The 22,325-nt window shown below is 43.8% G+C and carries 19 protein-coding genes, 1 tRNA gene and 1 pseudogene; 9 read left to right on the top strand and 12 right to left on the bottom strand.

The genetic code is table 11. From position 1 onward, the window contains the following. Positions 1–16: 16 nt before the first annotated feature. From EQU50_RS01130 to EQU50_RS01110, 5 genes are all read right to left on the bottom strand, one after another. On the bottom strand, positions 17–601 hold the full coding sequence (locus EQU50_RS01130) for a hypothetical protein (protein ID WP_130153329.1): 585 nt from the start codon (positions 599–601) through the stop codon (positions 17–19). Between the two features lie 101 nt (positions 602–702). Next, complete coding sequence (locus EQU50_RS01125) at positions 703–1,230, bottom strand: hypothetical protein (RefSeq protein WP_130153328.1); 528 nt, start codon at positions 1,228–1,230, stop codon at positions 703–705. Between the two features lie 99 nt (positions 1,231–1,329). Continuing rightward, complete coding sequence (locus EQU50_RS01120) at positions 1,330–4,083, bottom strand: PD-(D/E)XK nuclease family protein (protein ID WP_130153327.1); 2,754 nt, start codon at positions 4,081–4,083, stop codon at positions 1,330–1,332. Between the two features lie 44 nt (positions 4,084–4,127). Further along, complete coding sequence (gene efp, locus EQU50_RS01115; protein ID WP_130153326.1) at positions 4,128–4,694, bottom strand: elongation factor P; 567 nt, start codon at positions 4,692–4,694, stop codon at positions 4,128–4,130. 32 nt (positions 4,695–4,726) lie between these two features. Continuing rightward, positions 4,727–4,803, bottom strand: a tRNA-Met gene (locus EQU50_RS01110). A gap of 425 nt (positions 4,804–5,228) precedes the next feature. Between EQU50_RS01110 and EQU50_RS01105 the strand changes: the two genes are divergently transcribed. The 3 genes from EQU50_RS01105 to EQU50_RS01095 are packed head-to-tail and all read left to right on the top strand — an operon-like array spanning position 5,229 to position 7,549. Next, complete coding sequence (locus tag EQU50_RS01105) at positions 5,229–5,828, top strand: FAD-dependent oxidoreductase (RefSeq protein ID WP_165380280.1); 600 nt, start codon at positions 5,229–5,231, stop codon at positions 5,826–5,828. Further along, positions 5,806–6,201, top strand: coding sequence for an FAD-dependent oxidoreductase (locus EQU50_RS01100; RefSeq protein ID WP_130153324.1), 396 nt, complete (start codon positions 5,806–5,808; stop codon positions 6,199–6,201). The genes EQU50_RS01105 and EQU50_RS01100 overlap by 23 nt, the downstream gene beginning before the upstream one ends. A gap of 22 nt (positions 6,202–6,223) precedes the next feature. Continuing rightward, complete coding sequence (locus EQU50_RS01095; RefSeq protein WP_130153323.1) at positions 6,224–7,549, top strand: ATP-binding protein; 1,326 nt, start codon at positions 6,224–6,226, stop codon at positions 7,547–7,549. Here EQU50_RS01095 and EQU50_RS01090 read toward each other — a convergent pair. Beyond that, positions 7,530–8,852 carry a tetratricopeptide repeat protein gene (locus tag EQU50_RS01090; RefSeq protein ID WP_130153322.1) on the bottom strand — a complete coding sequence of 441 codons (1,323 nt, stop codon included), beginning with the start codon at positions 8,850–8,852 and terminating at the stop codon, positions 7,530–7,532. The two genes, EQU50_RS01095 and EQU50_RS01090, sit on opposite strands and share 20 nt — an antisense overlap. Positions 8,853–9,271: 419 nt before the next feature. Here EQU50_RS01090 and ftsZ point away from each other — a divergent pair, with 419 nt between their 5' ends. From ftsZ to EQU50_RS01075, 3 genes are all read left to right on the top strand, one after another. Then, the gene (gene ftsZ, locus EQU50_RS01085) at positions 9,272–10,705 is read left to right on the top strand and encodes a cell division protein FtsZ (protein ID WP_130153321.1); all 1,434 of its coding nucleotides are present in this window, start codon (positions 9,272–9,274) and stop codon (positions 10,703–10,705) included. Positions 10,706–10,711: 6 nt separating this feature from the next. Further along, positions 10,712–11,218, top strand: coding sequence for a peptide deformylase (def, locus tag EQU50_RS01080; protein WP_130153320.1), 507 nt, complete (start codon positions 10,712–10,714; stop codon positions 11,216–11,218). A gap of 132 nt (positions 11,219–11,350) precedes the next feature. Further along, positions 11,351–12,178 (top strand): helix-turn-helix transcriptional regulator, encoded by an 828-nt coding sequence (locus EQU50_RS01075; protein ID WP_130153319.1) that lies wholly within the window; start codon positions 11,351–11,353, stop codon positions 12,176–12,178. On the opposite strand, the gene EQU50_RS01070 is transcribed toward EQU50_RS01075, so the two are convergent. Next, a complete protein-coding gene (locus EQU50_RS01070) occupies positions 12,135–13,424 on the bottom strand; it encodes an MFS transporter (protein ID WP_165380279.1) in 1,290 nt (429 codons plus the stop codon). The two genes, EQU50_RS01075 and EQU50_RS01070, sit on opposite strands and share 44 nt — an antisense overlap. 165 nt (positions 13,425–13,589) lie before the next feature. Between EQU50_RS01070 and EQU50_RS01065 the strand changes: the two genes are divergently transcribed. Continuing rightward, complete coding sequence (locus EQU50_RS01065; RefSeq protein WP_130153317.1) at positions 13,590–13,991, top strand: nucleoside triphosphate pyrophosphohydrolase; 402 nt, start codon at positions 13,590–13,592, stop codon at positions 13,989–13,991. Between the two features lie 150 nt (positions 13,992–14,141). Beyond that, positions 14,142–15,226: pseudogene (locus EQU50_RS01060) on the top strand (ATP-binding protein). A gap of 256 nt (positions 15,227–15,482) precedes the next feature. On the opposite strand, the gene EQU50_RS01055 reads toward EQU50_RS01060, so the two are convergent. From EQU50_RS01055 to sucB, 5 genes are all read right to left on the bottom strand, one after another. Continuing rightward, positions 15,483–15,950: a DUF6314 family protein gene (locus EQU50_RS01055; RefSeq protein WP_130153316.1), complete on the bottom strand. Its 468-nt coding sequence runs from the start codon at positions 15,948–15,950 to the stop codon at positions 15,483–15,485. Positions 15,951–16,057: 107 nt separating this feature from the next. Further along, positions 16,058–17,458 (bottom strand): NAD(P)(+) transhydrogenase (Re/Si-specific) subunit beta, encoded by a 1,401-nt coding sequence (locus tag EQU50_RS01050; RefSeq protein ID WP_130153315.1) that lies wholly within the window; start codon positions 17,456–17,458, stop codon positions 16,058–16,060. 19 nt (positions 17,459–17,477) lie between these two features. Beyond that, positions 17,478–17,882 carry an NAD(P) transhydrogenase subunit alpha part 2 gene (locus tag EQU50_RS01045; protein WP_130153314.1) on the bottom strand — a complete coding sequence of 135 codons (405 nt, stop codon included), beginning with the start codon at positions 17,880–17,882 and terminating at the stop codon, positions 17,478–17,480. 10 nt (positions 17,883–17,892) lie between these two features. Next, entirely contained in the window at positions 17,893–19,017 is a 1,125-nt protein-coding gene (locus tag EQU50_RS01040) for a Re/Si-specific NAD(P)(+) transhydrogenase subunit alpha (RefSeq protein ID WP_130153313.1), read from the bottom strand. A gap of 241 nt (positions 19,018–19,258) precedes the next feature. Then, positions 19,259–20,299, bottom strand: a complete 1,041-nt coding sequence (sucB, locus tag EQU50_RS01035) for a dihydrolipoyllysine-residue succinyltransferase (protein ID WP_130153312.1) — start codon at positions 20,297–20,299, stop codon at positions 19,259–19,261. A gap of 157 nt (positions 20,300–20,456) precedes the next feature. Here sucB and EQU50_RS01030 point away from each other — a divergent pair, with 157 nt between their 5' ends. Next, the gene (locus EQU50_RS01030; RefSeq protein WP_130153311.1) at positions 20,457–22,211 is read left to right on the top strand and encodes a hypothetical protein; all 1,755 of its coding nucleotides are present in this window, start codon (positions 20,457–20,459) and stop codon (positions 22,209–22,211) included. Positions 22,212–22,325 lie beyond the last annotated feature (114 nt).

Genomic DNA, 22,325 nt, shown 5'->3' with positions numbered 1-22,325 from the left:
TCTTGTCTTTGTCAGCCTACTTTTTAGGGCCAGGAAAGATATTTGACATGATATCAGGTTCAAAAATTATTCCATAAGTCAGCAAGCAAAACTCTAACGCAATTACGGTAAGAATTATATTTTTTTCAATTGAAAAACGATGCTTCAACTTATCAATGTTGCCGCGCTGATGGGCTGAAACCTTTGAAATTTGTTGATCAAATGCAGTATTTTTGTCGTGAATATACTTAAGAACACCATAGGTAAAAACCACAGCCATTGGTCCCATAGCCGCTATGGAATGAGGCGGAATTTTTGGAAATTGGTCATAATTCCACATGTAACATCCCGCCCGCCATGTCAGTAAAGGTTGGAAGAAGCCAAGAACCATGGCTAATCTAGAGGTAGACTTAATGTCGTGTTCAAGTTGTTTGAATGAACTTTCTGAAGGTGCCTCAGATACTTTACGATTCCTGATTCTGCATTTTTGATGGTGTCCGTCGCCTTCAAAATCAGCAGATTGAATCTGATTTGTTAGGCTATCTTGAACGAAGATACAAAAAAATATTGCTGTCATTTTTGTTAATAAAAGATTGAGGGGGGGGTTAAAATTTTTACGCATGACGACTTGATCTTCTCTATATTCTAGGGGGATTATTTTAAAATAAGCAGGTTTATGTATTTGATGTGATCAATTTCTTGTAAAGCGTTGGTACATCGACGCTAGTCCGGTCTGAAAACTGCAACACAAAAGACCAAGGATAATTCCATAGCATAAATGAGGCAAAATCTATATTTTTCACGTTGATAGGAACGATTCAGCCTATCAAGCTTTTCCTGTAAACATGGTCGGGCTTTTTTAATTTCAGCGCTTAATTCATCATCTTCTTCCTGAGACGGGATATAGGTTGTTAAAAATAAAGAAAGAGCCGATCCGGTTATGGCTTCATAGAACAGTGCTGGTTTCAAAAAAGCTGCCCCCGTGAGAGCTGTTATGAGAAATTGATTTAAAAAAAGTATTCTGTTGAATTTCTTCCCTCTTACAAGTTTCTCTTCGATGCTTATAGGAGGATTTTCCGGATCATAAGGAGAAACTTCAATTTGTCTGATTTTACGTGTTGAATTGTCTGATTCACTTCCAATTTCACACCCATAAGACCGATTTGTTAAGCCATGCATGCTAAGAACACAAAGGAACATGACTGAAAGACTTGTTAACCAAAAACTAAGCCTTTTATAATCTTTACGCATGTTTACTTTCTATTTTACAACTTCACCATTCATGCTAATTGAATTTGATTCGGATGTTCAATAGAAAAACTTTGTAGGAAAGACGACAGACCACGGCGCCTACCCCTGCCACTCTTTAAGGCGTTCCAGATGGCTGTAGTCGTTGTAATGGGGGGCGTGATCAGGGTTGGGGCAGGCGAAATAAGAGGTTTGGTCGTTTAAAAAGGTAAGGAACAGGTTATATAGACCTGTTTCTGTATCTGCCAAAAACTCTTCCGTAATGTCTAAATTAATGACTCTTCCCGCGGGATTTTGTCCCGTCAAATGCCACAACGCTGCTTTAATGTGTTTGGCATGGGGCACGGAGAATCCGTGTCGATAAAGCATCCAAGCCTCCAATCCCAGCTGGGGGGAAAGTCCTTGCTTCATCTCTTTTAAACTGGGCACAGCACCCGTTTTATAGTCAATAACTGCGACGTGAGTTTCCATCAGATCAAGCCGATCGGCGATGGCCTTGATTTCAACTGTATGGTTTCCAACGACAAAGGAAACATGCCCCTTATGTTCGCTAAGGCGTTTCAGGGCCGGAGCACTCTGCCATTCTTGAACCACCCATGCTGCAATTTTTTGAAAGCGCTGCCACCAAAACGTCCGACTGGTATGGTCCTTTTGAAAATAAGGATAAGCAAAGTTCAACAGGTGATCCAGGGTAGGACTCAGACCCCCGTTGGCCCGTATATACTGGTCTAGAACGGTGTGAATCAACTGCCCTCTTTTTAAAGCCTGGGAATCCTGCGTCAAAGACGGCAGGGGTTTCAGACCCAAACAATGTTTTGCATACACGGCATAGGGGTCACGCATCAGGCGTTCAACCTCGGTCACGTACAGGCATTTTGGGCGCGCTTCTATTGGAGGGCAGGGGGCAGGTGGCATTAATTCAATCGAGGGGGCAATGGGCACCAATTGGTCGGCCCATTCCTGCCAGGGGTCTGGAGGGGTAGAAGTTTGATTCTTTAAATAAACCGCCTCTAAACGTTGCCACCACCGACTGGCCAGGGTTGGCGCGCCGTTCTCTTCCAAGCTTCGGGTTAAGTAAAGCTGGGGGGCGTAAAAGCAAGCCCAAAAATCATGGGCCGACAACCCGATGTACCATTCCGGTAAGGGTAAACCCAGTTGTTGGCGCATGGCCCGATTCAACCAGGGATTTTCTTGGGGGGCCTGGGGCCAGCTGTCTTCATTCAAACCACCCAGAATCATAACCTCCGCATCGCTTAGGCGTGATTCAAATGTCCCTAGAATGTGCAGTCGCGATCCGATACCTTTTGTATTATGCAGCCCTGGTGCTTGATCAAGCAGGGTTTTGAAAACCCCCGCATAAGTTTGGTTCGAAATCCCGGAAAAGTAAGGCGCCTGATTGTTAAGGTTATCCAGAAATTCCTTTAAGGCGGCTCCATCGTTTTGTTGCCAAAGCGGGCAGGTTGGCGTGGTGTCGCCGGTTAATTTTCCACAGATGGCCCTGTGATGATCCAAAAAATCGTTTAAAGTCGACAGCGCGTCTGGCAGAGACAGAATGTCAAGATACTGCGCAAAGGCTGATCTCAAATCCTCAAACTCAAAATTTGGCCGGCGTATAATGGTGATCTCTAACGACCGTATGGTTTCCAGGTGTGTTTTTCGATCACTGGCCTTGGCACAAAAGGGGTGTTTCAGAATGCAAAGCAATCCGCCCACAGTTGGATTCTGCAGGTAATTGGCCACACTGATCATGAATCGCGCTGGCGGTGTTTCGGCCAGTTTCAAGGCATCCGATCGATTGGCCGTTAAATCCCAACGGGCCAATTCTTGTTCAACCCAATCGCCCAAATTCTGGTTGGGGGTCACCAAAACTATCGGGCCCGTTGTGGTATCAATGGATTGGCGCATGATCAGCGCAATGACTTTGGCTTCTTGTTGCAGATTACTGCAGGGAATCAGGTGAGGGGGCTTGATCTTACCATCGGCCTTTGTCAGTGTTGATGAAGTCGACCTTTGCACAAGCTGATGACGATCGGTGGCCAAAGGGTAGGTTGGTCGGGTGAAATAAATTTGCGCCGAAGGCACCTCCAGAACGGATAATAGCTTTTGGATGGCATGCTGAGGGTGGGGAAGCGGATAAGTCACCTCAGGGGAATCAAGGCCATACAGAAAAACCTGGCCCTTTGGTAACGTCAATACTGTTTTCATCAAGGACGCAATGCCCGGTGTGGCCCCCGTTGACCCGGCAATAACGACCCGATGAACCGGAGGGTGATGCTTCCAAAAGGTAGCCACAGCCTTTAAGGCCTGATGGGTCCGAGCTTGGTCGTCGATCGCGCCCAATTCCTGCAGAATCTGTGGCCACTGATGGGTGACAATTTTCAAAAAATCCAGGCTGAGCTGCCAGTGTTCGGCGTAGTCGGTGCTGACGATCGTCTCAATCTTACGGGAATCTAATCCCCACCTCTGCATTTCATCCAAAACGGTTCCCAACAATCGGGCTGCTTTTAAAGCCTGGGGTGTTGATGTGTAGCCAGGAAATTTAAGGATCAGTTGACTGAGGATGCCCAACCGTTTGCAGCTGTCCACCTTTTTGGGCAGGGCATCAATAAGTGGAATTCCCAACGGATTATGATCGCCCAGATCATTGAGGGAAAGAATTTTGGGAAGCAGCAGGTTATCCTGAGGAGCTTTTTGCAGGAAAGCATTTTTTAGACCAAGGATGGCGCGGTGATTGGGAACCAAAATGAGGGTTTGCGCCAAATCAAGGGGAGAGTCGGCCTGATTGATAAGGGCGTCAACCAACCGCTGATTGAAATTTTCACCGAAAGGAATGCTGATCAGGGGGTATGAAAACAATATTCAGTATTCCTGTTCGGCGTTTTTTCAAAGGTGGTGGACTGTCAATCTTTCGCCCGTTCCACATAGGTATTATCAGCCGTGTTGACCACGATGCGAATGCCTGAATCAATATGGGGGGGAACCATGACCCGTAGGCCATTTTCCAACATAGCTGGTTTAAACGATGAAGAAGCTGTCTGTCCCTTCACCACTGGCTCGGCCTCAGTAATCCTTAAAATAACCGTATCAGGCAGTTTCACACTGATGGGGCGCTCCTCATAGGATGACACATCCACCACCATGCCATCTTGAAGATAGGCAGCAGCATCCCCAACAAAGTCTTTCGATAAGGTAATTTGTTCAAAAGTTTGCTGGTCCATAAAGATCAGATTGTCGTCTTCGGCGTATAAATATTGATAGGGTGATTCGTCAAGGTATACCCGTTCAACCTGTTCCGACGATCGAAACCGTTCATTTGTTTTCGTGCCATCAATCAAATTTTTCAGTTCAACCTGCATATAGGCGCCGCCTTTGCCTGGTTGCGTATGTTGAGTCTTCGTGGCAACCCAAAGTTTTCCTTGATGTTCAATTACATTACCAATACGAACAGAATTACCATTGATCTTCACGAATTTATTCCTGATTGAGATTTAGCTATAAGTGGTAGCGAGGGAGGGATTCGAACCCCCGACACGCGGATTATGATTCCGCTGCTCTAACCAACTGAGCTACCCCGCCGCTTAATCAAGACTATACCTTTCAAAAAAAAGGTTGTCAAAATTTTTCAATGCCACTGTCACTGCCACCCTTATGATAACCAGTTTTTCTGTAATTATTGTAAATTAAAGATAAATTATAAAGAAAGCCAACGTTTACTTTTAGCTAAAATTCGGTTAACTAACTACAAATATAGTTTTTTTATCGTCTAACTTTAAAATTATTTTCTAAAGGGCCTTATGGCACGCAGCAAAAAAAATAAAGTGCTAGCCGCAGTTATTACCATTGGAATGGGGGGCGCAGCGTTCTTCTATTTCAATTCCCCTAAAAAGGAAATTGAAGTTAGGCACATAACCCCGCCTAGGTTGGAAGTTGCTAACCTTGGAGAAAAAATAATTTGTTATCGGCCGATGCGTCGTGGGCCGCCTGTCCTTGATGTGAATCATGTGGGTAAAAAATATATAGCGAATAATTATGGTCATGCAGAAAGTGGAGTGAGCCTGGCTCCCGGCGCAGCAGAATATGTAATCGAGTTATTGCAAGATGAAGCCGGTTCTGAACTAACAGAACAGAGCGAAATTACCATTGTTGGAGCTGGAATAATTGGATTGCTTACAGCCCTGGAATTGGTAAACAAGGGTTATAAAAATATCAAGATTATCGCTGAAAAATTTGATGGTTTGTCCTCCCACAATGCGGGTGGTTTGATTTCCCCCCTTCGTCTGCATGACAATTGTACTAAACTTCAAAAGATTCTCAATAAAATTGGCCCTGAAGCCTACCGCTTTTTTGTCAAGGTCGCTAAAGGTCAACATCCTATCATTAAAGCAGGGGTTTCATTTGTACCGATCTATTTTGAAACACGCCAAGAATCAGGCTTGGAACCCTTTGTTGGTGTTGTGATGGAGCCCGCTAAAGACGTTATTTTGGATTTTGGTAACGCCACAAAACGCCAGATGGTGGTTTATGATGATGGCATTTTTGTTGACTCTGCTCTTTTGATGCAGTCCCTAAAGACAATCTTTGGATGGGAAAGTTACTTTTAAAAAGGAAAATATAACAAATTTTGATCAAGTTGATTCGCAATTTATCTTCAATTGTACAGGACTTGGATCTAGGGAGCTTTCAAAAGACACCAAAATGTTTCCTGTTCAAGGCCATGTAATTATGTTGAAAAATCAAAACGTCCAAGACTTACAGTATGTACTTTTTGTCAATCTTAAGGTTGGAAAAACCAAAAGTGGCTTTAAGGTTAGACGTGTTTTTCAAATGTTTCCTAAAAAACTTATAGGATCGCCTGAAAATGATGTTGGCGTTATTGGTGGCACATTTATTGAAGGTGCTGACGAAACGACACCCCATGAGGAAGAGTTTGAAATTATGATTCAGAGTGCCAAAGACTTTTATCGTATTCGTTAGTTTTTAAAGCAGGTTATGTCATATGCCAAAATTAAAGCGCTATTTTCGCCCTTGGCGTCCCTTTAAACGGTTTTTGCCCAAAAGCCTGTTTGGCCGTACGCTTATCATTTTGGTAACCCCCTTAATTTGTATGCAGGTCGTTTTAGGATATATTTTCTTTGATCGTCACACAGAAACCATTTTGCGATTATTGTCCGACACAATTGCTGGTGATATCGCTTTGGTTGTCCATTGGGTTGAACGAGATGATGATTTTAAGCGTATTCATGCGCTGGCCCAGCAAAACTTAAGCCTTCATCTGGTTTTGGAACCCAACGGGAAAATGCCAAAAACAGGCTTGCACCGAAACAGTTGGTTGTATCAGTTTTTAGGCGAAGCATTAGATCAAAAACTACAATCCCCCTATTATGTGCGCATGGATAATAATTTTATCTATATATCGGTTTTAAATTCAAAAGGGCTTTTAAAGGTTACCTTGTCCCGAAAACGCTTGTTTAGTCGGACAACACCGTTGGTGTTTATTTGGACGACGGGCTCGGCGATTTTGTTGTTTTTGGTGGCCTCTTTGTTTATGCGCAACCAAATTCGCCCCATTCGACGGCTGGCTCAGGCCGCGGAGAGTTTTGGTAAAGGTGATGAGATTGTCTCCTTTAAGCCAGAGGGGGCAACGGAAGTTCGACAAGCCGGTTTTGCCTTTCAAATGATGCGAGATCGATTGCGGCGTCAGTTGGCTGACCGTTTGGAAATGTTGGCCGGTGTTTCCCATGATTTGCGAACCCCCTTAACCCGCATGAAACTTCAGTTAGCCTTAATGCCTGAAAATCTTGACCAGCAAGCCTTAAGCCAAGATGTGCAAATTATGAAGCAAATGGTTGAGGGATTTTTAACGTATGCCCGCGGGGCCGGTGAGGAGGAAATAAAGCAAGTTGATCTTGTTGGCTTGATAAATGAACTGACACAACAATTTAAAGATGAAAGTTTTCAAGTAGCTTTGGAAATCCCAGCCGATTTAGTCGTGTCGCTAAAGTCTGGACTGTTTACCCGGTGTTTAACGAATTTATTGGAAAACGCTAAAAAGTATTCGCACACTCTTCACCTGCAAGTCCAAACGTCCCAACATTACTGGCAGTTGATTATGGATGATGACGGGCCAGGCATTTCCCCACAAGAGCGGGAAAACGTCTTTCGGCCTTTTTATCGCCTTGATTCGGCGCGCAACTTGGACCAAGGGGGTGTGGGGCTTGGTCTGAGCATTGCGCGTGATGCGATTCGCAGTCATGGGGGACAGATTTACCTTAGATCATCGCCCCTTGGTGGTACACGCGTGGTTATTCAACTTCCTTTATAGAGATTGATGGCGAGGAAGATGACGACACTGTCATTGGATTTTCTAACACATACTGTAAGGCTGCTCTATCTTTTGCGGCTTGTGCTTGCTGCTCCATACCAAGTTTTCCATAAGCTTCAGCGGCCTGGTTCCAAAGGCCCCAAGATGGGTTTTTTTGGTTGGCTGCAACAGTTGCAAGTTGTTCGAAACCTGAGGCTGCTTTGATGAGGAATTCTCTAGCTTTATCCTTCTGGTTCGCTTTTTCAAGAGCCTGGGCTGCTATTTCCAAATTAGGGGGGCTTTGTAGGACGTGTTGATTAGCTATAAATACTTCTGCAATTTTTTGATAATCTACTGGTGCTTGATCACCCATTCCAAGCTCTTCGTAAGTTCTGACAATCATGAACAGCGAATGAATAGGAATATTCTGAGTTGTTGAAGGGGTTAAACTAATAATCTTCCTATACATTCTCTTTGCGTCGCTATTTTTTCCAGCACTTGTATAAGCTTTAGCTGCTGCCCGAAAATCTATCAAATTAGGCCTGGTTTGACCTGTTGTATATAGAAAGGGTGTGGTGATTTCTTCAGCATAACTCAGATAACACGACACAGAGAAACCATTGTTTATTGATTTGTTTTTCTCATTCGCAGTCAGTTTCGAAGCCATTTCAAACGCCTCCGCTGCTTGTTGCCAGTAATATTCATTGTCGATTGTTTTTTTTGCGTATTCTAGATATTGGTTGCCTGCCAGGTGATATGCATCACTTGCCATTTCTGCTCGTTCTGATCCTTCATAATGGCGTGCGGCGAACAAAAGGTCCCCTGGGATTTTTGCACTAAGGGCTCTGCTCTTATAACTCCAGATAGCAATATTCGTGGCTATTGTAGACCACTCTTGACGCTCTGCATGTCTTTGCAAAATTTTGTAAACCAACTTGATGGCTTCATCATATTGTTTTGTAAGGTAGAGCGCCCATCCTACAGTTAACAACACTGGGGTGGTGCTTTGGTCAGGGGGGGTGCCTAGTTTTGCCAGAGTTTGTTGAAAACTCTCAAGATGAAATACGTCAACAAAACGATTGATTCCGTCTTTTTGTTCTACAATTAAATCAAAATCACAAAGGAACTGCGCAGGGCTATCTTTCAAAAAGTTATGCAGATCCTCCCAAAGAATTGGTTCCTTTTTTTCGAGTTTTGACACTAGAAAACCGCTGCTTCTTTTGCTTGCAAGAGACATCATATCTGGTTTGATGTCTGATGAAGCGGCATATGTAAGGCCCTGCAAGATCAACGTTAAGGACAATATTTTTACTATGGAATGCATGTATACTTTTTCCTCTGAAATGCTTGTTTTGGTTATGAATTTAGACTCGTACTGATATGTGTTAAAAACAGCTGCGTATAAAAGTATGAGACAATATCGATCTAAGTTCCATATGCAAAAAAGGCTTTTAAGGATAAAGCCGGAAGCTCTGATCCTGCCTTTTTTAATTATATTGGCATATGATCTATTGTTGTTGAAACGTGTTAGTTATTTTAGCTTTATTTTCTTAAATTTTTTTATCAAATAAAAAAAAGGTCTTTTGATATAAATTAAGGTGGATTTTTTCTTAAAGAAGCAATAAAGATAAAGGGTGTGATCAAGCTAAATATCATTGGTCAATTAAAATTTTTTATAATAAAATTTTACCCAACGACTTTAGGTTCCCCCAACGCTTTTTTGTAAAAGGATTATTGCTAGCTATGAACGGACATAAATCAAATACTCATGAACTTGACCTTAGACCACGCATTTCAGTTATAGGTGTTGGTGGAGCGGGGGGGAACGCTGTTAATAATATGATCCGGGCTAAGCTGGAGGGGGTGGAGTTTGTCGTCGCAAACACAGATGCGCAATCCATGGACCAGTCGTTGGTTATGCCTGAAAAACGTATTCAATTGGGACTGCATATTACCCAAGGTTTGGGCGCAGGATCTAAGCCAGATGTAGGACGTGCGTCCGCTGAAGAATCTTTAGACGAGGTTCTGGGGCATTTGCGGGGTAGCAACATGGTCTTTATCACGGCTGGCATGGGGGGTGGCACCGGAACAGGGGCAGCGCCCGTGATTGCCCGTGCTGTCAGAGAAAGTGGGATCTTGACTGTGGGTGTGGTCACAAAGCCTTTCAATTTTGAAGGGACACACCGTACCAGAATGGCTGAAAAAGGCATTGAAGAATTACAACAATACGTCGATACCCTGATCATTATTCCCAACCAAAATTTATTCCGGGTTGCCAACGAACACACAACGTTTGCTCAAGCCTTTGAAATGGCTGATAACGTTTTATGCTCTGGCGTTAGAAACGTGACCGATTTGATGATGCGACCTGGTCTTATCAATCTGGACTTCGCTGATATCAGAGCGGTTATGGCTGAAATGGGCAAGGCGATGATGGGTACTGGTGAGGCCGAGGGTGATCGCCGTGCGGTCGAGGCTGCTGACATATCGATTGATAATCCATTGCTTGATGATGTCTCGATGAAGGGCGCCAAGGGTGTTTTGATCAACATCACCGGTGGCTATGACATGACGTTGTACGAAGTTGATGAGGCTGCGAACCGGGTGCGCGAGAACGCCGACCCTGAAGCGAACATTATTTTTGGTTCCACCTTTGATGAAAAATTAAATGGGCGTATTCGTGTTTCTGTGGTTGCCACAGGCATTGGATCAAGTTTGGCTCAGCAAGCAGCGTGGAGAAATGCCGCCGCTGAGCAGATGTCTTCGTCTGCCTATATGGCAAAAGGACCAACGGTTAATGCTGCGCCTGCAGAGTCCTTGCAAAATGCAAGGCATGCTGTTTCGGCCGAACTAGATTTAGCAGCTTCACAAGAGGCACCTGCTCCAGCGGCTCCGTTAGGAACCAACCAGCAAGGCTACTATTCATCTCCAGCACCGTCTACAGCTCCTTTGGATATTCCCTCATACCAACAACAATCCCCTGGGTATGCTGAGCCATCGCCTAAGGTTGAGAGGAAACGATCTCCCTCTTTGTTTGAAAGGTTCACAGGGGTTGGACGTCAGCGTTCTCAAGAGGCTTCTATGGCTGAACAGACTTCAAAGGCACAACCTTCCGAAGATGACAGGGATCATGACGTTTTGGATATTCCAGCCTTTTTACGTCGGGGGAATCAGTAAGCACTCATGGCTCGTTTGACTGTTCTTACCGTCCCTGATGCTCGTTTGCGAGTGAAAGCTGTACCCATCTTGGGTGTGGATGACAACATTCGGCAGCTTATGGATGATATGCTAGAGACCATGTATGCTGAGGATGGGGCGGGGCTTGCTGCAACGCAGGTCGGAATTAATAAACGCGTGGTCGTGTTGGATTTGGAAGACCATGCGCCAGGCCTTGGTCCCTTAAAAATCGCCAACCCGGAAATAGTTTGGCGATCGGAAGACGTCCAAAAAAACTGGGAGGCTTGTTTGTCAGTACCAGGCCAAAGTGCACAGGTAGAGCGGCATACGGCCATTCGTTTGAAGTATCTGGATGAAAATAATACGACTCAGGAAAAAGACTTTGTCGATTGGGTCTCAGTTTGTTTACAACACGAAATTGATCATTTGCAAGGTGTTTTATATGTTGATCACCTATCGGCGTTAAGGCGAAATTTGTTAATTGAGAAGGCCAAGAAATTCAAGGCTTCTTAGTTATTTTATTGGCGAACCGTGCGTAAGTATTTTGAATTAATTTCAACTTTTATGGATTGCCAGGATTGTTTGCATAGGGATAATGTGTGAATTGGCCTCGTGCAAAATATGACGTTAGTTTGGTAAAAATTCATGAACAATTACAGAAGTGTTAAAGAATATAACCAGTCAATTCAAAAAAAACTTTCGGAAATTGCAAAACCCCTTGAAGACAATCTTTCTATTCGGTTTTTGACATACAGGCGTTTTTATAACGATGGGAATCTTCTTTATTTGTTTAATCACGAACAGTGGATGGATTATGTTCTTGGTTCATCAAATTGGGTCAGTTCAAGTTTTAAAAAGAAAATAAAACTGACAACGGAACAAGCCTTAATCGACAATGTATGGAGTGAAAAAGTTGATCATGAAGACCCTATTTTAGGTTCCCTTTATGCCCATGACATTTGGCATGGTATTTCCGTCTATATCAAACACAATAGTTATATTGAAAGCTTTGCATTTGCGGGGACGCGTGCCACCCCCCAGGTTCTTGATATTTACAGCAATCATCATTACGTTCTTGATCACTTCAGAAAGTACTTCTACGTCCAGGCCAAACCTTTGATTGATGGCTATGATCGTAAGTTACTGATTCCCTTTTCTTTAGAAGAAATGATGGCCCCTTCAGACCTTAATAAAAAAATTGAAAAGTTTATGCAAGAAACTTCCTTGAATCAGATTCCTTTATTTCTGGGGGGGGAAAGATATTGTGCTTTCCAAAAGGGAAATGGATTGTCTGGTGGGGTGTGTCTATGGCGAACGGCCAAGCAGATCGCCAGACGCTTAGGCATTTCTTTTAAAACTGTCGAAACCCATCTGGAACACGCTAAACAAAAAACGGATTGTCAGTCAAAAAGCGATATGATTAAAGTCGTCATGCAAAACAACGATTTTCGGTATCTTGTTGGAAAGACATAACCGCATCGTCATACCGCCGCAAGAAAGTTACGGATAAAAATCCAATGACGGTTGTGATGAAAATATAGACGCCAGGTGCCACCAAGCTTCCCCACGACTTTGCTAAATATATACAAATAAGGGGAGTCGTTCCGCCTAAGATGGCTTGCCCCAGTGTAATTCCAAAGGCAACCCCTGTGTAACGATATTTTGGTGGGAAAAGGCGTGTGAACAGACCGGAAATAGGGGCCACAAAGGCAACACCCAAAGTCGAAAATAAAACTTGAAAAATAAGCGTTCCGTAAAACGTTGTGGCTTTGTCCAGCATGAAGAACAAGGGGAAAACTAGAAACAAGATGCAAAGACTCGTTTTCTGCATGAAATTTTGCAGGTCAAAGCGGTCAGAAATATACCCCATAACGGGCGACAACAGAACCCAATATAAAAAGATCAGCGTATTGACCATTAAACTTTCATGCAATGTCAAACCAATTTTATTGATGTACACATCGTTCAAATACAGGGTTGATACGTACAGCAATGAATGGCCACATCCGCCAACACCAAGGGCGCACAAAATATTCCATGGGTCCTGCTTCAAAACAGTCCTAAGGGGGCTATGACATTGCGTCTTCGATTGTTCTATCTGTTTAAAGACGGGAGTTTCCTGCATACGGCGTCTTATAAAGTATGCGCCTAACGTGGCAAGGGCACCTATCAGAAAGGGAAGACGCCATCCCCATGCGGGCATAAACCATGCGATACAAAAACTACCCAACGCTGTACCGAAAACGGCCCCCAAAATACCAAAGGCACAAACAAAACTTGCCGAGAACCCAACCCGGTTTGCAGGCACATGTTCCCCAATGTAAACGCCCACGCCCCCAAATTCACCGCCAACGCAAAGGCCCTGGGCAAGGCGGCAGGCAAAAATAATGACGGAGGCGGCTATGCCAATTTCTGCGTAAGTTGGCAGCAGACCCATGATTGTCGTTGGAATGATGGTTAGCCCAACAGACAATAAGAAAGCTTTTTTACGGCCATAACGATCACCATAAGATCCAAATAAAATGCCGCCTAAAGGGCGCATAAAATAGCCGGCTGCAAACGTGCCAAAACTTGCAAGCATGGCTACATCTTTATTACCTGTTGGGAAGTAATGAATGCTCATGACAGTAGCAAGACATCCATACAAAGCAACGTCATAGCGTTCAATTAAGTGTCCAAGAAGACTGCTTGCGATAGACTTTCGGTCGACGGTAACCATATAAATCCGACTGTGATGGTGAATAAAGTGGGAGTAGAAAAGATTTACTTTCCTCCGTCTAGTTGATTTTTTGAATATTTTCTTAGAAAATTTCCGTTGGTTGGTAAAAATTTTTACTTGAAAGGGGTATAATCCAACATAAAACCTTATCCATTGGGGATATCTATGACTAAAAAACATCGTTTTAAGGTTGATAAACTCACCCGCGACAAGATGCCAGATATTATGCGAAGTCTGAATATTGACGGGCTTGTGCGTATTATGGATGCGGATGAATATCTGATGCGCCTGCAAGACAAATTGCTGGAGGAGGCCAAGGAGGTCATTGCGGCCAAAACCCCTGATGAATACGTTGAGGAATTAGCTGATGTGTTAGAAGTCATGCACGCCCTGGCGAATCGACTGGGTCTATCATATGAACAAATTGAAGAAAAACGCCAGGAAAAGAAACGGGAAAAAGGCGGATTCGAAGGTCGCGTCTATGTTGCGTATGGTGACGTCGCTGCTGATAATGAAAACATCCGTTACTATCGGGATAGGTCTGAGGATTATCCCGAGATTGTGTAATGTTTACTGACGGTACCATGAAATTCTAAAGTGCCATTTTCGTTTTTCATGGTGTATTGGTCCTGATATATCAGAAAGGCCACCCATGCTCATACAACGATCGACACTTATGAACCGCATTAAAGAAGCCTTTCGTGTGAATAGGATTGTTTGTTTGTAGGGCCACGTCAGTGCGGAAAAACGACCCTTGCCAGAGAATTATGGGCATTGTCGGGCAAACGACCTCAAGACCCAGGGTGTTTTGACCTTGAGAAACCCTTGGATATTGAACTGCTTGATGCCCCCGAACTATCACTTCGACCTCTTTCAGGTCTTATTATCATTGATGAGATTCAAAGACGGCCCAACCTCTTTCCTTTTTTACGTTATTTGCATGATGAAGCCTTAGATCAACAAATCCTGATTCTTGGAAGTGCATCTCGTGAACTTATTCATCAAGCGTCTGAATCACTTGCCGGGCGGATTTCATTTATAGAAAACACCCCTTTTTCATTAGATGAAACTCCCGACCAAACTCAGTTGTGGGTAAAGGGGGGATTCCCAAAAAGTTATATTCTCGATGATGTCGCAAGTTACCAATGGCGCGGAGACTATATTCGAACTTATGTCGAACATGATCTGGGAACATTTGGGCTTTCGTTCAATCCGGATATCTTAAGAAAAATGTGGTACATGCTGGCTCATTACCATGGCCAAATGTTTAATGGTTCAGAGCTTGCACAGGCACTAGGAATTTCTCAACCAACTGTTAAGAAGTACTTGTCTTACTTACATGCAACTTTCATGATTAGAACTTTGAATCCATGGTTTGCCAACATTAAAAAGCGACAGGTCAAATATCCTAAAATCTACTTCCGTGATTCAGGTCTTTTGCACATAGTCCTTGGTATCCACACCCAACAAGATCTGGTGCATCATCCAAAAGTTGGCGCATCATGGGAAGGTTTCGCCTTAGAAGCAATATGCCGCCTGTATCGTACGGACCCAGAAGACTGTTTTTTTTTGGCCAGTCATAACCAGGCAAAGCTTGATTTAATCATATTCAAAGATGGAAAAAAAGGGGGTTCGAATTTAAGTATGCAGACGCTCCAAAAATTACGGCCTCTATGCGCAGTGCGCTTGATGACTTGGAACTTGATGAGTTGACGGTTGTCTATCCGGGATCGCGTGATTATGCGTTGTCTGATCGGATCAAAGTCCGCGGACTTTTAGGCTGTGCTGTTTCTTCATATTGAAGTGATTCTCAGCTTACCATGAAATTCTAAAGCGCCATTTTCGTTTTTCATGGTAATATACCCAATTCAAACCATTTCCCCTGTTTTTCTGCTTGATCTTTTTCCGATAAACGGCGGCGAAAAAGCCTTAAATAGAATGACTATTCCAGGCTTTTTCGCCTTGTTTGTTGAAAAATCTCTGCCATAAAAATCCCGAAAAATGAGCTGAATTGGGTGTAGTCAATCATTCCTTATCATAGGGTGTAAACCCAAACTCTTAAGAAAAAAGCTTAACGATCCGTTCAACTGATTCTACTGCGGCTTCCATCCTGCTAAAAACAGTGTCAATTGTGTAATCCTTGAAGGGCCCCTGTACGACATAGGTCGTTGAAAAACTGTTTGCGGAATGAATAGTCATCGTTAAATGATAAGCATCATTTCCACACTGATGGCTGTGGGTTAACTGAAAGGGAAAATCTGACACATCATTAAGGCTGAATTCATGCAATAAACTGTGATCGCTTTTATGAATATATAACCTTGATATTTCAACTGAGAAAAATTGTTTTTGATAGCAGGTCTGTTCTTTCCCATCCAAGAAATAGGACCCTTGTTCCATATATATTTTTTGATTGGCCTTACTGTGTTCAAAGCAGGCCGTACCCTGAAGGCTGAGTTGCGGTGATGAAATGACTCGTTGATAAGAATAATCACCTGTAAATACCCTATCCAGAATAGGATTCATATTTGATACCCTCACCTATCCGCAAGAATCATTAAAAGACTGTGCTGGTAGTGTGCGAGAAGAATCATGCCATAACAAAAAGCCCTCCCGCTAAAAGGCTTAAAGTTTCATTCTTTTAACGTCTTCAAGATCTGCTCGCATACTTTCTTGGCATCGCCTAAAACCATCAGCGTGTTGTCGCGATAGAATAAATCATTATCGACACCAGCATAGCCCGACGCCAGAGATCTTTTCACGAACAAAACCGTACGGGCATTTTCCACATCTAGAATCGGCATCCCATAAATGGGGGAAGTAGCATCAGTTTTGGCAGCTGGGTTGGTGATATCATTGGCGCCAATGACGAAGGCCACATCTGTGGATGAGAAATCGTGGTTGATTTCTTCCAGTTCAAGAACTTCGTCATACGGCACATTGGCTTCGGCCAACAACACGTTCATGTGGCCTGGCATACGGCCTGCCACAGGGTGAATTGCGTACCGAACCTTCACCCCTTTTTGTTTTAAAAGATCAACCATTTCCCGCAATGCATGTTGAGCCTGAGCCACCGCCATACCATAGCCTGGCACAATAATCACAGAACCAGCATTGCCCATAATATACGCGGCATCTTCACCACTGCTGACTTTAACAGGTTTGTCTGACTGACCGCTTGCGGCCTCAGAGGCGGCCGCTGGGTCCGTTCCAAAGCCACCCAAAATAACATTAAAAATTGACCGGTTCATCCCCTTACACATAATGTAACTAAGGATGGCACCCGATGCGCCGACCAGGGCGCCCGTGATAATTAGCAAGTTGTTGTTCAAGGTAAACCCAATACCGGCAGCAGCCCACCCTGAATAAGAATTCAGCATGGAGATAACCACAGGCATATCCGCCCCTCCAATGGGCAGAATTAAAAGGAATCCCAACGCAAAGGCCAACAACGTCATCATCCAAAAAACAAAGGAAGAGGATGTGCCAACAAATAAAAGCAATAGGACAACAATGCCAACCCCTATAAGGGCGTTCAGCTTATGTTGTTGAGGAAAAATAAGAGGCTTGCCGCTTATAAGACCTTGGAGTTTTCCAAAGGCAACGATCGAACCCGTAAAGGTAATCGCACCAATAATAGCACCCAAGCCCATCTCGAAAAGGCTTGTCAAACCAATGCGGCCTTCCATGCCGATATGGAAAATACCAGGGGCATAAAGGGCAGAGGCTGCCACAAATACGGCGGCTAGGCCAACCAGACTGTGAAAGGCAGCAACCAACTGGGGCAGGGCTGTCATGGCAATATTTTTGGCAATAAAGTAGCCGATGCCACCCCCTATGGCAATGGCCAGAACAATCCAACGATACTGTTCAACCCCAGGCGTTAACAGGGTGGTGAGGATGGCAATAACCATCCCGCACATGCCATATAAATTACCGTTGCGCGACGTGGCTGCGGATGATAATCCCTTTAAGGAAAAAATAAAACATACAGCCGAGATTAAATAGAAAAACGCGGATAGATTGATTGACATGATTGTTTCTCTTCTTTATTTATTTTTTTGCAAACATTTTGAGCATTCGTTGCGTCACAATAAATCCACCAAAAATATTGATGGAGGCCAGGACAACGGCGAAGAAGCCAAAGGTTGTTGAAATGCCTGTCACAGCGGGGCCAGCGGCTATAAGTGCACCCACGATAATGACGCTGGAAATGGCGTTGGTCACGGACATCAAGGGTGAATGAAGGGCAGGGGTCACTTTCCAGACCACGTAATAGCCGACAAAGCAGGCCAAAATAAAGACCGTCAAACCAATCATAAAGGGGGACATTCCCTCTATGCCAGGCTGTTGGGCCAAATGCTTAACAGTGATATCCAATTCCTTGGCGTTTTCAACAAGCTCGCGCGCGGCTTGAAGGACTTTACTGCTGTTAGATGTTAAACTTTGAATATCCATCGGTTAGCCTTTAAGATTTGGGTGGGAAATTGGGGTGAACGATTTTGCCATCATGGGTCAACGCCGTTGATGTGATGATTTCGTCTTGCCAGTTGATGGTATGGGTCTCGTCCGCGAACAGATTTTTGATGAAATTAAACAAATTTCGGCTGTAAAGCTGGCTGGCATCGCCAGCAATGCGGCTTAGGATATTGGCAGGTCCTATAACAATAACGCCATGTTTAACAACAGTTTTTCCCCATACAGTGTCAGCACAATTGCCACCACTTTCAGCGGCCAGATCAACGATAACAGATCCAGGTTTCATGGATTTGACCATAGTTGCTGTTATTAATACAGGGGCTGATTTCCCGGGGATTTGGGCTGTGGTGATGATGATGTCTTGATTTTTGACAACCTCGGCCAGTTTATCGGCCTGGGCTTGTTTATAAGCTTCGCTCATTTCTTTGGCATAACCGCCAGCGGCATCACCGGTCTCTTCAGCTTCAACCTCGATAAAAGTGGCGCCAAGGCTTTGAACTTGTTCCTTCGCAGCTGTTCTGACATCAAAGGCTGACACGATGGCCCCTAACCGTTTGGCGGTGGCAATTGCTTGCAGACCAGCGACTCCGGCGCCTAATACCAAAACACGGGCGGCGGGAATGGTGCCGGCCGCGGTCATCATTAATGGGAACGCCCGACCAAATTCAGATGCTGCGTCAACGACGGCTTTATACCCGGCCAAGTTACTTTGAGAAGACAACACATCCATGGTTTGGGCACGCGTGATGCGGGGTAACAGTTCCATGCTGAAGCTGGTGATATCAGCTTTTTCCAAAATTGGAAGAACATCGCTGTGCTGATGTGGTTTTAATAAGCCAATCAACAAAGCCTGTTTTTTTAGTGACTGAATGTCTTTGGGATCTAAGGGTGCTGCGCTTAAGACAACATCAGCTTTCTCAATCAAAGTCTCGCGGTTTTTTTCTATGCTGGCTCCACACTTTTCATAAGCTGCGTTCAAATAACCAGCCTCTTTGCCTGCATCGATTTCTATGGCCACATGGTAACCAAGATCGACATATTTCTTAGCAATTTCTGGTGTGATAGCAACCCGTTTTTCATGAGCCACGGATTCTTTTAAGGCAACAATAAGCATCGTTTCTTACAAACCTTTTGGAAAAGTAAAATCCAGGCCATTATAAGCATTTTTTTGGAAAGATATACTCCTTTCAAATGATTTTGCGAGAATTTTATGAAGGAGTTTTTGTACAGAAGCAAGGTGAAAAATCCACGCATAGCCAGCTACGCAAGGATTTTGAACCGCAGTTTATGTGCAGAAAATTAAACAGCCAGAGAAAAAAATGAATCTCGCAAAATCATTTGAAAGGAGTGTAAAGCTACAATCCCAGTAAAGATTTGCCCGGATTTTCAAGAAACTCTTTCACAAGAACCAAAAAGGTGACGGCGTCTTTCCCATCAATCAATCGGTGATCATAAGACAAGGCCGTGTACATCATGGGCCGTATTTCCACGCGTCCATTAATGGCTACGGGGCGATCTTGAATCTTATGCAGGCCCAATATACCCGACTGGGGGGGATTTAAAATGGGTGTTGAAAGCAGGGAACCAAAAACCCCTCCATTTGTGATGCTGAAAGTTCCCCCACTTAAGTCTTGCAGGGTCAGCTTATTATTTTTCGATCTGTCACTGAAATCAGCGATGGCCTTTTCAATGCCAGCATAATCAAGTTGGTCCGCATCCCTCAAAATCGGCACCACCAACCCCTGGGGGCTGGCCACAGCAATGCCGATGTCATAATAGTTTTTGTGGACAATGTCGTTGCCATCAATCTGGCTGTTTAATAAAGGAATTTCTTGCAAGGCTTGGACTGTCGCCTTGACGAAAAAGGACGTTAAACCCAATTTAACGCCATGCTTTTTCTCAAAGGCATCTTTATACCGTTGACGTAAATTTTGTACTGCTGAAAGGTCAACTTCATTAAATGTTGTAAGAATGGCGGCAGTGTTTTGGGACTCCTTCAGGCGTTCGGCAATACGCAGCCGCAAGGGCGATAAGGGGACTCGTTTTTCTAAACGCCTTGATTCAATAATTTCCTTTTGTGGCTCCTTGGATAAGGGCTGTGTTTTTTTAGATTCCACAGGTTTGGAGACGCTGGCAGCGATAGTCTGCGTTTTGTCAGGATCGATATATCCCAGAACATCCCCAATTTTAGCGGTTTCGCCTTTGGTCACCGTCATGGATTCTAAAACACCTTTTGAAGAGGCATTGACTTCCACCGTCACTTTATCTGTTTCCAATTCAACAATCGTCTCGTCCAATTGCACAAAATCCCCGACCTTTATTAACCAGCGACCAACAGTCGCCTCGGTGATGGACTCACCCAAAATTGGTACGGTTAAAGGAAGACGATCTGCCATCAGGGCTGCCTTATGAAAAAAGTGGAAGATTTAGATTATGATACCTGCCTGCATCCATGATCACAAGAAATAAGCAATATAGATTTATGGTTGTAATTTTGGAATGCGTTCTTATATATAAAGATACGATTCGCTGACCTTTTAGTATGGAAAAGACATGTTCCTTAAATATATTGTGCTTCTTATGGCTTGCTTGATTCAGCCTGTTTTTGCGTCGGCTGCTTTTGACCATAGCTCTAGCGCCGAAGCGATGGAAAGACAACCCTCTTGGGGATTGCGCCTATTACAAATGAGTGAGGAAAATGGCGAAGACGTAAACAGCAACTTGAAAAAAATTTTATCGAGAGAAAAAGATAGGATATGGACGCAGGAGGATTTTGCCCTAGCTCCTCCCCCTGCTGAGAGCTCCTTCAAAGACCCACGAGTGGGCAAAACAGCACCCAAGATCCAAGAGTACTTGCAGTCAATGATGACTTTTCATTTCGATGAGTATTCTTTTCTTATTTATATTGAAACAGAGGCAAAAAAAGGACGCCCACTCCATGAAATCAGCGATATGTTCTTGAGGGGAAGTGATCTAAAAAGTTATGAAGATTGGATTAGAAGTGGCATTGAACAAGCTATTAGCAATCTAATCCTGCTACAATACAACTGTGCAAGCATGTGTAAGTTTCAAGGCGAGGCTAATGTATTTCAGCAGTTTGCTGATATGATAATATCGAATCTTTATAATGGAATGAAAAACAGGAAGCAGTCTTTCTTTTCAATGCTGGACACAAGGTCGTATACGTTTAGGGATGTGTATCATCGACGTTCCCCTGAGATGCAACATGATGCTGAACTTGACCGTATTTTGTTTGAACAGCTAATCTTGGGGACGAGATATCTCTTTCAGATGGATCTTGATGGGTATATACAAACTCTTTTTGCAGAGTATCCAGCTCTTGTGGCGTTTTTTAAAGGTCAGGAGGCAACTATTAAGGACCTGGATACTTATATCGAAGAAAGTTGCTTGGAAGCAGTCGTACACCATGCAGCGCTACGCGGGGATAATGAAGACGCTATCCAAAAAAAATTGTTGGATATTACAGGATTGAAGGAAATCAAAACTTCGATAGTATCTGACAAAAGCGTACACCTTTCGCGTCAGGAACGTCGCCGCTTGGAACAAAAGATAAACAAGACTAGTAAAAGTCGATTTACTCCTCTATTTATTGAAGGAACAGTAAAACGTTATCAGGTGGAATACCAAATACTACTTGCTAGCCAAAAAAAACACCAGGATCTGCTGCAGCAAGATAGAAAGGCCCAAAAAGCTGCAACTGATAAACGTAATGCCGAACGTCGCGCGGCATTAGAGTCCAGTGCGGCCGCACGTGCGGCAGATTCATCGACTTCTGTCGTTACGATGGGGTCAGCTGCCTCCAGTTCAAGCTCTTCTAGTTCAAGTTCAAGCTCTTCAGGTTCCAGCTATGTACCTGCAACAGAGGAAACACCATCACCCTTGCCAAAAGCAAAGATTAAAACGCGGGGTACTCCTGATGCTTCTAAAACTTCAGAGGACAGTTCTGCAAAAGATGAAGAAGAAACAGAAGAGGAAAAGGATTTTCCCGTTTTGGAAGCATCGAAAGATCTTTTTGACCTTCACCGCCAGTTAATGGGGCCTTATTTTGCGAAATTTGGATGGGTGGAATTGGAAAGACTTGCAACAGCCTTTGGTATGGAAATTACAACCCCAGGGCATGGTGGTGACCACCGTGGGCTAAAATATTACGGGATTGAGGGGACTACAAAAGCCATTTCAATGCCGATTCGCAAAGCTTATGGACCCGGGTTCTTTAGCATGATTCGGAAGTTTTTTGCTCAACGCTGTCATTTAGACGAATCCCATGTGCAGTTAGAGGGGGAATAAAAGCCGCTTTGGTAATAAAAGGGTTTTAAGAAAGGTTTGTTATACATCTGTAAATTTTCTGGACACAATCCGGACTATACCTTAATATGTACGTATATATGTACATTATGGGTA

The organism is Candidatus Finniella inopinata (genome assembly GCF_004210305.1).
In the GTDB taxonomy this organism is placed as follows: Bacteria; Pseudomonadota; Alphaproteobacteria; order Paracaedibacterales; family CAIULA01; genus Finniella; species Finniella inopinata_A.
This window is presented reverse-complemented; position numbering and strand designations above follow the sequence as displayed.

Coding starts and splice junctions, on each gene's coding strand:
- EQU50_RS01130 (WP_130153329.1), bottom strand. CDS start 601: ATGCGTAAAAATTTTAACCCCCCCCTCAATCTTTTATTAACAAAAATG.
- EQU50_RS01050 (WP_130153315.1), bottom strand. CDS start 17,458: ATGTCAATCAATCTATCCGCGTTTTTCTATTTAATCTCGGCTGTATGT.
- EQU50_RS01065 (WP_130153317.1), top strand. CDS start 13,590: ATGACTAAAAAACATCGTTTTAAGGTTGATAAACTCACCCGCGACAAG.
- EQU50_RS01125 (WP_130153328.1), bottom strand. CDS start 1,230: ATGCGTAAAGATTATAAAAGGCTTAGTTTTTGGTTAACAAGTCTTTCA.
- EQU50_RS01075 (WP_130153319.1), top strand. CDS start 11,351: ATGAACAATTACAGAAGTGTTAAAGAATATAACCAGTCAATTCAAAAA.
- sucB (WP_130153312.1), bottom strand. CDS start 20,299: ATGGCAGATCGTCTTCCTTTAACCGTACCAATTTTGGGTGAGTCCATC.
- EQU50_RS01090 (WP_130153322.1), bottom strand. CDS start 8,852: ATGCATTCCATAGTAAAAATATTGTCCTTAACGTTGATCTTGCAGGGC.
- ftsZ (WP_130153321.1), top strand. CDS start 9,272: ATGAACGGACATAAATCAAATACTCATGAACTTGACCTTAGACCACGC.
- EQU50_RS01030 (WP_130153311.1), top strand. CDS start 20,457: ATGTTCCTTAAATATATTGTGCTTCTTATGGCTTGCTTGATTCAGCCT.
- def (WP_130153320.1), top strand. CDS start 10,712: ATGGCTCGTTTGACTGTTCTTACCGTCCCTGATGCTCGTTTGCGAGTG.
- EQU50_RS01055 (WP_130153316.1), bottom strand. CDS start 15,950: ATGAATCCTATTCTGGATAGGGTATTTACAGGTGATTATTCTTATCAA.
- EQU50_RS01095 (WP_130153323.1), top strand. CDS start 6,224: ATGCCAAAATTAAAGCGCTATTTTCGCCCTTGGCGTCCCTTTAAACGG.
- EQU50_RS01045 (WP_130153314.1), bottom strand. CDS start 17,882: ATGGATATTCAAAGTTTAACATCTAACAGCAGTAAAGTCCTTCAAGCC.
- EQU50_RS01040 (WP_130153313.1), bottom strand. CDS start 19,017: ATGCTTATTGTTGCCTTAAAAGAATCCGTGGCTCATGAAAAACGGGTT.
- EQU50_RS01070 (WP_165380279.1), bottom strand. CDS start 13,424: ATGGTTACCGTCGACCGAAAGTCTATCGCAAGCAGTCTTCTTGGACAC.